General features: G+C 44.5%; 7 protein-coding genes and 1 pseudogene. 7 read left to right on the forward strand and 1 reads right to left on the reverse strand.

Annotation, left to right across the window (positions count from 1 at the left end; translation table 11 throughout):
* Nucleotides 1-65 precede the first annotated feature (65 nt).
* On the reverse strand, nucleotides 66-563 hold the full coding sequence (locus AC4CV5_RS11875; RefSeq protein ID WP_326221311.1) for a hypothetical protein: 498 nt from the start codon (nucleotides 561-563) through the stop codon (nucleotides 66-68).
* A 228-nt stretch (nucleotides 564-791) separates the two neighbouring features.
* Here AC4CV5_RS11875 and hemA point away from each other — a divergent pair, with 228 nt between their 5' ends.
* The 7 genes and pseudogenes from hemA to AC4CV5_RS11910 all read left to right on the forward strand — a co-directional run.
* A complete protein-coding gene (gene hemA / locus AC4CV5_RS11880; RefSeq protein WP_490922854.1) occupies nucleotides 792-2,159 on the forward strand; it encodes a glutamyl-tRNA reductase in 1,368 nt (455 codons plus the stop codon).
* Between the two features lie 7 nt (nucleotides 2,160-2,166).
* Nucleotides 2,167-2,997, forward strand: a complete 831-nt coding sequence (locus AC4CV5_RS11885; protein ID WP_166850005.1) for a cytochrome c biogenesis protein — start codon at nucleotides 2,167-2,169, stop codon at nucleotides 2,995-2,997.
* A gap of 36 nt (nucleotides 2,998-3,033) precedes the next feature.
* On the forward strand, nucleotides 3,034-3,975 hold the full coding sequence (gene hemC / locus AC4CV5_RS11890) for a hydroxymethylbilane synthase (protein ID WP_166850008.1): 942 nt from the start codon (nucleotides 3,034-3,036) through the stop codon (nucleotides 3,973-3,975).
* On the forward strand, nucleotides 3,965-4,753 hold the full coding sequence (gene hemD, locus AC4CV5_RS11895; RefSeq protein WP_456520405.1) for a uroporphyrinogen-III synthase: 789 nt from the start codon (nucleotides 3,965-3,967) through the stop codon (nucleotides 4,751-4,753). Before hemC ends, hemD begins: the two co-directional genes overlap by 11 nt.
* Nucleotides 4,750-5,724 carry a porphobilinogen synthase gene (gene hemB / locus AC4CV5_RS11900; RefSeq protein WP_166850014.1) on the forward strand — a complete coding sequence of 325 codons (975 nt, stop codon included), beginning with the start codon at nucleotides 4,750-4,752 and terminating at the stop codon, nucleotides 5,722-5,724. The genes hemD and hemB overlap by 4 nt, the downstream gene beginning before the upstream one ends.
* A 29-nt stretch (nucleotides 5,725-5,753) precedes the next feature.
* The gene (gene hemL / locus AC4CV5_RS11905; RefSeq protein ID WP_373923741.1) at nucleotides 5,754-7,046 is read left to right on the forward strand and encodes a glutamate-1-semialdehyde 2,1-aminomutase; all 1,293 of its coding nucleotides are present in this window, start codon (nucleotides 5,754-5,756) and stop codon (nucleotides 7,044-7,046) included.
* A 133-nt stretch (nucleotides 7,047-7,179) separates the two neighbouring features.
* A pseudogene (locus AC4CV5_RS11910) lies at nucleotides 7,180-8,393 on the forward strand (LysM peptidoglycan-binding domain-containing protein); the annotation flags it as partial.

Below are 8,393 nucleotides of genomic sequence, written 5' to 3' on the forward strand. Positions count from 1 at the left end.
TGACAACGAATGCGAGGGTTTGTCAACACGCTGAACCGGTAGAGAAAACTCTCTGCCGGTTTTATTTATCGTATAGATTTTTTCCGTTTTATCAATAATAACAATAAACAGATTCCAATAAAGACAAACGGCCAATACTCTCTCAGAAGCGCTGTTGGAATATGCGCAGATTCAAGCCATGCCATAATTTGTTTGTAAAAGTACAAAAACAGGGAAAAACAAATCATCGATACAGCTTCATATACATATTCTTTTTTCTGAATGGTTGACACCAAGAGTGAGAAGCCGATTATAAATAGGAGCATTTCAAAATCATTCGGCCACCATGGCCATTTCGGCTTGGCGAAAAAGTGCAAGCCGATCCCGAAAAGAAGCAAACCGATAAAGAAATGCGGTGTAACGGCTTCTTTTTTTCCTTGATATACAAAGGCTGCGCCTAACAGCATGAGGAGAACAGGCCATTGATCCTGCCCTGAAAACAGTTCGGCTTGGCCGCTTTCAAGCCATGCATATACAGAAGCGGCAAGCAGCAGACAAGGGAGTAAAATTGATTTTTGTTTCATGTATATCACCTTCTTGTTTTTAGAGCTGATGTGTAGTAAATTTCTGCTGTTTTTGGTATTGTCAATAGGAATGCTTCTTTCCTGTTTCGCTTTTTCTAATATAGCATAAGAATTTTAAAATCTGTTCACATTTTGTGAAAGAAACTATGTTATAATTATTATAAATAATGAGTTCTATGTTAGAATGATTATAAATAAAGAATGGGCGTTGGGGGTGTAATTAAAGCTATGCATATACTTGTTGTGGGAGTAGATTATAAATCCGCCCCTATTGAGATACGTGAGAAAGTAAGCTTTCAGCCGAATGAGCTGGCAGAAGCGATGGTGCAGCTGAAAGAAGAGAAAAGCATTCTTGAAAACATCATTGTCTCAACCTGCAACCGCACGGAAATTTATGCGGTAGTCGACCAGCTCCATACCGGCCGTTATTATATAAAAAAGTTTTTAGCTGATTGGTTTCAATTGAGCAAAGAAGAACTGTCGCCGTTTTTAACATTTTACGAAAGCGATGCGGCTGTTGAGCATTTATTCCGTGTAGCCTGCGGACTTGATTCTATGGTGATTGGCGAAACGCAGATTCTCGGCCAGGTGCGAGACAGCTTTAAAACAGCTCAGCAAGAAAAAACGATCGGGACTATTTTTAATGAGCTGTTTAAACAGGCCGTTACAGTGGGCAAACGGACTCACTCCGAAACAGATATTGGTTCAAATGCAGTGTCAGTAAGCTATGCTGCAGTTGAACTTGCTAAAAAAATCTTCGGAAACCTTTCAAGCAAGCACATATTAATTCTCGGTGCGGGAAAAATGGGCGAGCTTGCTGCCGAGAACCTGCACGGACAAGGAATCGGCAAGGTCACTGTCATTAACCGAACATACTTGAAAGCGAAGGAGCTTGCAGACCGTTTCTCCGGTGAAGCGAGAAGCCTGAATCAGCTTGAAAGCGCGCTTGCGGAGGCTGATATCCTAATCAGTTCAACCGGTGCAAGTGATTTTGTTGTGTCCAAAGAGATGATGGAAAACGCGAATAAGCTTCGCAAGGGACGTCCGCTGTTTATGGTGGACATTGCCGTGCCTAGAGACCTTGATCCTGCGTTGAATGACCTTGAAGGTGTTTTCCTTTATGATATCGACGATCTCGAAGGCATTGTAGAAGCGAATATGAAAGAGCGGAGAGAAACTGCTGAAAAAGTTGAACTGTTAATTGAAGAAACCATTGTGGAGTTCAAACAATGGCTGAATACACTTGGCGTTGTGCCGGTTATTTCCGCATTGCGCGAAAAGGCGCTTGCCATCCAGTCAGAAACGATGGACAGCATCGAGCGGAAGCTGCCTCACTTAAGCACAAGAGAGAAAAAACTGTTGAACAAACATACCAAAAGTATCATTAACCAAATGCTGCGTGATCCCATCCTAAAGGTGAAAGAGCTTGCGGCAGATGCTGATTCTGCAGAAAAGCTGGCCTTATTTATGCAGATTTTTGATATTGAAGAAGCTGCGGGCCGTCAAATGATGAAAACTGTTGAAAGCAGCCAAAAGGTCCATTCTTTTAACAAGGCTGAATCAAAAGCGGGCTTTGCCCCACTTGTAAGTGAGTGAATGCTGAATGATTGATACTGCAATGGCAAGACTTAATGAGGGAACAATCGTCATTTATGCATTAAGTGTACTCTTTTATTTTATAGACTTTCTTCAACACAACCGGAAGGCTGGAAAAATGGCCTTCTGGTTGCTTTCTATTGTCTGGACTCTGCAAACCGTGTATTTGGCCTATTTTATGTGGGTGACGGGGCGGTTTCCGGTATTAAATGTGACGGAGGCGCTTTATTTTTATGCCTGGGTGCTTGTCACGCTGTCACTTGTACTGACAAAGCTTTTACGAGTAGACTTTATCGTGTTTTTTACAAATGTAATAGGGTTTTCTATGATCGCCATTCATACCTTTTCACCGACAGAGCAGCAGTCAGCCGCTTTTTCCGGGCAGCTTGTGTCTGAGCTTTTGGTGATTCATATTACAATGGCGATTCTTTCATACGGCGCTTTTTCCCTTTCTTTCGTTTTTTCTGTGCTGTATATGTTTCAATATCACCTGCTGAAAAAGAAAAAATGGGGAAAATGGCTGTTGAGAATAGAAGATTTGTCTAAGCTTGATTATATGGCATATGTTCTGAATATCATCGGGGTCCCGATGCTGTTGCTGAGTTTGATTCTCGGTGTCATTTGGGCTTATGTCTCACTAGAAACGCTGTATTGGTTCGACGCCAAAGTGCTTGGTTCGTTTGTCGTCCTTTTGCTGTACAGCTATTATCTTTATATCAGGCTGATTAAAGAGCTGCAAGGAAAGGTCGCAGCAATGTGGAATACGGCTTGTTTTCTCGTGCTGATGATCAATTATTTCCTGCTTGGAAGCCTGTCGCAATTCCATTGGTTCAGTTAAATGATGTCCCAAGCAGATTCGGGAGGAAAGAAAACAATGAGAACAATAAAAGTAGGTTCCAGACGGAGCAAACTCGCTATGACTCAAACAAAATGGGTTATTCAAAAACTAAAGGAAATCAATCCTTCATTTGCCTTTGAAATCAAAGAAATCGTGACAAAGGGAGACCGGATCGTCGATGTTACGCTCTCGAAAGTGGGCGGAAAAGGGCTGTTTGTCAAAGAGATTGAACAAGCGCTTTTGAACGAAGACATTGATATGGCGGTACACAGCATGAAGGACATGCCTGCTGCTTTGCCTGAAGGCCTTGTGATCGGCTGTATTCCTGAACGGGAAGACCCTCGTGATGCCCTTATTTCAAAGAATCGGGTAAAGCTTTCAGAAATGAAGGAAGGCGCTGTCATCGGCACAAGCAGTTTAAGAAGAAGTGCACAGCTTTTGATCGAGCGTCCTGACATTACAATTAAATGGATTAGAGGTAATATAGATACGAGACTTCAAAAGCTGGAAACTGAGGATTATGACGCGATTATTTTAGCTGCTGCCGGCCTTTCCAGAATGGGCTGGAAGCAAGATGTCGTCACCGAATTCCTAGACCCTGAGCGCTGTTTGCCTGCTGTGGGCCAGGGAGCACTGGCGATTGAGTGCAGAGAATCGGATGAGGAGCTATTGGCGTTGTTTACTCAGTTTACGGATGAGTATACAAAACGGACCGTGTTGGCGGAACGTGCTTATTTAAACGCGATGGAGGGCGGATGCCAGGTTCCGATCGCAGGCTACTCAGTATTAAACGAGCGGGATGAAATCGAATTGACAGGGCTTGTCGCTTCTCCTGACGGCAAAATCATTTATAAAGAAACTGTCACCGGAAACGATCCGGAGGAAGTAGGAAAGCGCTGTGCCGCTCTTATGGCTGACAAAGGGGCCAAAGAATTAATTGATCGTGTAAAACGGGAGCTTGATGAGGATGGAAAATGATTTTCCGCTGAAAGGAAAAACAGTCCTTGTCACCCGGAATAAGGCGCAGGCAAAATCGTTTCAGCAAAAAGTGGAGGCACTTGGCGGAAAAGCGGTTTTGACCTCTTTGATTACGTTTCGCCGCGCTTTGCCGAATGATCTTGCAAAACAGTTGAAAGAGGATCTTGCCGCGCCCGGCTGGCTTGTTTTTACAAGTGTGAACGGAGCAGACTTCTTTTTTTCTTATCTAAAGGAAAATCAGCTCATTCTTCCAGCACATAAAAAAATTGCGGCTGTCGGTGAAAAAACGGCTCGCCGTCTGGAAACGCATAACGTATCGGTTGATGTAATGCCTAAGGACTATATCGCTGAACAGTTGGCGGAGGCCCTTAAGCAGCATGCTGAACCGGCGGAACGAATTACAGTGATTAAAGGTAATTTGTCACGTGATGTGATAAAACAGGAGCTTGTCCCGCTCGGTTTTGAAGTGAAGGAATGGGTTGTCTATGAAACGATTCCAGATGAAGAGGGCATCGAGGCACTGAAAGAGGCTGCGGGCCAATATTCATTTGACTATGTGACATTTACGAGTTCATCAACCGTACATACGTTTATGCATGTCTTGGGAGAAGAATTGAAAAAGTGGCAGGCGAACAGATCGGCCTTTATCAGCATCGGGCCTTTAACAAGGGACGCACTGCTGACGTATGGCATTACATCGCATACGCCTGATACATTTACAATAGATGGCATGCTTGAGTTAATGTGCAGCATGTCAAGAGAGGAAGAGAGAATATGAGTCAATCATTTAACAGACACCGCCGTCTGCGGTCATCAAAAACAATGAGAGAGATGGTAAAGGAAACACGTTTGCACCCATCGGATTTTATTTATCCGATTTTTGTCGTTGAAGGGCTGGAAGGCAAAAAAGCTGTTCCGTCAATGCCTGATGTTTATCATGTATCATTAGATCTATTGAAGGATGAAGTGGCAGAGCTGGTTAAACTGGGCATTCAATCTGTCATCGTGTTCGGCATCCCGGAAGAAAAAGATGATTGCGGAACGCAAGCGTACCATGATCACGGCATTGTCCAAAAAGCCATCACAGAAATTAAAAAACACTTCCCTGAGATGGTTGTTGTCGCTGATACATGCTTATGCGAATATACAGACCACGGCCATTGCGGACTTGTCAAAGACGGGGTCATCCTCAATGATGAATCACTTGAGCTTTTGGCGCAGACAGCTGTCAGCCAAGCGAAAGCAGGTGCTGATGTCATTGCGCCTTCAAACATGATGGACGGATTTGTTACAGTGATCCGAGAAGCGCTTGATAAAGAAGGATTCGTCAATATTCCAATCATGTCTTATGCTGTGAAATATTCAAGTGAGTTTTACGGTCCGTTCCGTGACGCAGCAAACAGCACACCGCAATTTGGGGACCGCAAAACATATCAGATGGACCCTGCCAACCGTATGGAAGCACTCCGCGAAGCACAATCAGATGTCGAGGAAGGGGCGGACTTTTTGATTGTTAAACCTTCGCTTTCATATATGGATATCATGCGTGACGTAAAAAATGAGTTTGCTTTGCCGCTTGTCGCTTATAATGTTAGCGGAGAGTATTCAATGGTAAAGGCTGCAGCGCAAAACGGCTGGATCAAAGAAAAAGAAATAGTGTTAGAAATTTTGACAAGCATGAAGCGTGCAGGTGCTGACCTGATCATTACGTATCATGCCAAAGACGCAGCGAAATGGCTTGCGGAGTAATTTTATTCAGTTGACAGGAGTTGAGGCAGATGAGAAGCTATGAAAAATCAAAAGCGGCTTTTAAAGAAGCGCAAAAACTCATGCCGGGCGGTGTGAACAGTCCCGTTCGCGCTTTTAAATCGGTAGACATGGATCCGATTTTTATGGAGCGCGGAAAAGGCTCAAAAATCTTTGATATTGACGGAAATGAATATATTGACTACGTTTTGTCATGGGGGCCCTTAATTTTAGGGCATACAAATGACCGCGTCGTAGAGAGCCTCAAAAAAGTGGCTGAATACGGGACAAGCTTCGGTGCTCCGACTGAAGTGGAAAATGAACTAGCAAAGCTCGTCATTGATCGTGTGCCATCTGTAGAAATTGTACGAATGGTCAGCTCCGGAACAGAGGCTACAATGAGTGCCCTCCGTTTGGCAAGAGGCTATACGGGCCGCAATAAGATTTTAAAATTTGAGGGCTGCTACCACGGGCACGGCGATTCCCTCTTGATTAAAGCGGGTTCAGGAGTTGCCACTCTCGGTCTGCCTGACAGCCCTGGTGTACCTGAAGGTATCGCGAAAAACACCATCACGGTTCCGTACAATGATTTAGAAAGTGTAAAGCTTGCTTTCCAGCAATTCGGTGAAGACATTGCGGGAGTTATTGTAGAACCGGTTGCCGGAAATATGGGAGTTGTTCCGCCGCAAGAAGGCTTCCTGCAAGGTTTGCGTGATATCACTGAGCAATACGGTTCACTGCTGATTTTTGATGAAGTAATGACAGGCTTCCGGGTCGATTATAATTGTGCTCAAGGATACTTCGGCGTAACGCCTGATCTGACTTGTTTAGGAAAAGTAATCGGGGGCGGACTTCCTGTCGGTGCTTATGGCGGAAAGGCTGAAATCATGGAGCAGATCGCTCCAAGCGGTCCAATTTATCAGGCCGGCACATTGTCAGGCAACCCGCTTGCGATGACGGCTGGCTTAGAAACATTGAAACAGCTGACACCTGAATCCTACAAGAATTTCATCAAAAAAGGCGACAGGCTGGAAGAAGGCATTTCTAAAGCTGCTGAGGCTCATGGCATTCCGCATACCTTTAACCGCGCAGGTTCAATGATCGGTTTCTTCTTTACAAACGAACCTGTTATCAATTATGAAACAGCCAAAGCATCTGATTTGAAGCTGTTTGCTAACTATTATAAAGGGATGGCAAATGAAGGTGTCTTCCTGCCGCCATCACAATTCGAAGGCCTTTTTCTTTCAACGGCCCATACTGATGAAGATATTGAAAAAACAATCCAGGCAGCTGAGAAAGTATTTGCTGAGATCAGCCGCGGCTAAGAGTGAAAACCGGTATCAAGGACATCCTTGTACCGGTTTTTTTCTGTGCTCGCCCACTCATATTTTTCCCAGTTCATACATACACCTTTAGTGACATCTAATTTTAAGGATTAGATGAAAGGAGGATATGAACTTGCCGCAAAATCATCGATTGCAATTTTCTGTAGAAGAATCGATCTGTTTCCAAAAAGGACAGGAAGTTTCTGAACTGCTTTCTATTTCATTAGATCCTGATATTAGGGTTCAGGAAGTAAATGATTATGTATCAATCAGAGGATCGCTTGAACTTACAGGTGAGTACAACATAGATCAAAACAAACATACCGAAGAGTTTTATACAGATAAGCGGTTTGTTGAAGAAGTCAGAAAGAGAGAGGATGGAAGCGCAGAACTGACTCACTGTTTTCCGGTGGATATTACCATTCCTAAAAATAAAGTGAGCCATTTACAGGATGTCTTCGTCTTTATTGACGCATTTGACTACCAATTAACGGATTCACGCATTTTAACGATTCAGGCTGATTTAGCGATCGAAGGGCTTTTGGATGATACCGCAGACAAAGAGCCGGAGATTTCTCTATATGAGGAACCTGCGGCAATCAGAGCGGAAGAGTTTTCAGAGCCGCCAATACAAAGTGCAGTAGAAACGGGTTCACCTTCGGCAGCGGAAGCAGTTCTGCAGGATGAAACGCCAGCCGAACCGCCAGAACTCTTTGTCTCGAAAGCGGGGCTACGTGAAGAGCTGGAAACAGAAAAAGCAGAAGCTGCGCCGCCGGAATCAGTCGCTTCAGAATCCGAGGCGCGAAAAGGTGTGAAAGAGGAAGGTGAGCCGTCAGAGCTTCTGGTGCGTGAAGCAGAAAGTCGAGAAGAATATGAGACAGAAGCAGCTGAGCCAGAACATGATGCTTCAGAAATAGAGATTGAGGTCGTTAAAGAAGAAAATGAAACGCCAGAGCCAGCAGCTGCAATAGCAGATGTTCGTGAAGAAGCGGACCTTCCAGCGGAGGCTGAGCTTCGTGAAGATTCGAGAGCAGAAGAATCGCCTGCTTTGGAAGCTGAGTTACATGCAGAGACTGTGAGTTCTAAGGAGAAAGCAGAAACATCAGTGTCTCCTATTCTTGAATATGCGTTGCGCCAAGAGGCTCAAAATGAAAAAACGGCTCAACCAGAACGCGCGGAGCCTGCCCTTCGTCATGAAGAGAAAGAATCAACTCAACCGGAACACGCTGAGCCCGCCCTTCGTCATGAAGAGAAAGAATCAGCTCAACCAGAACACGCGGAGCCTGCCCTTCGTCATGAAGAGAAAGAAGCAGCTCAACCAGAACACGCGGAGCCTGCCCTTCGTCA

The organism is Bacillus sp. NS1 (assembly GCF_058248265.1).

Coding starts and splice junctions, on each gene's coding strand:
- AC4CV5_RS11875 (WP_326221311.1), bottom strand. CDS start 563: ATGAAACAAAAATCAATTTTACTCCCTTGTCTGCTGCTTGCCGCTTCT.
- hemC (WP_166850008.1), top strand. CDS start 3,034: ATGAGAACAATAAAAGTAGGTTCCAGACGGAGCAAACTCGCTATGACT.
- hemL (WP_373923741.1), top strand. CDS start 5,754: ATGAGAAGCTATGAAAAATCAAAAGCGGCTTTTAAAGAAGCGCAAAAA.
- hemD (WP_456520405.1), top strand. CDS start 3,965: ATGGAAAATGATTTTCCGCTGAAAGGAAAAACAGTCCTTGTCACCCGG.
- hemA (WP_490922854.1), top strand. CDS start 792: ATGCATATACTTGTTGTGGGAGTAGATTATAAATCCGCCCCTATTGAG.
- hemB (WP_166850014.1), top strand. CDS start 4,750: ATGAGTCAATCATTTAACAGACACCGCCGTCTGCGGTCATCAAAAACA.
- AC4CV5_RS11885 (WP_166850005.1), top strand. CDS start 2,167: ATGATTGATACTGCAATGGCAAGACTTAATGAGGGAACAATCGTCATT.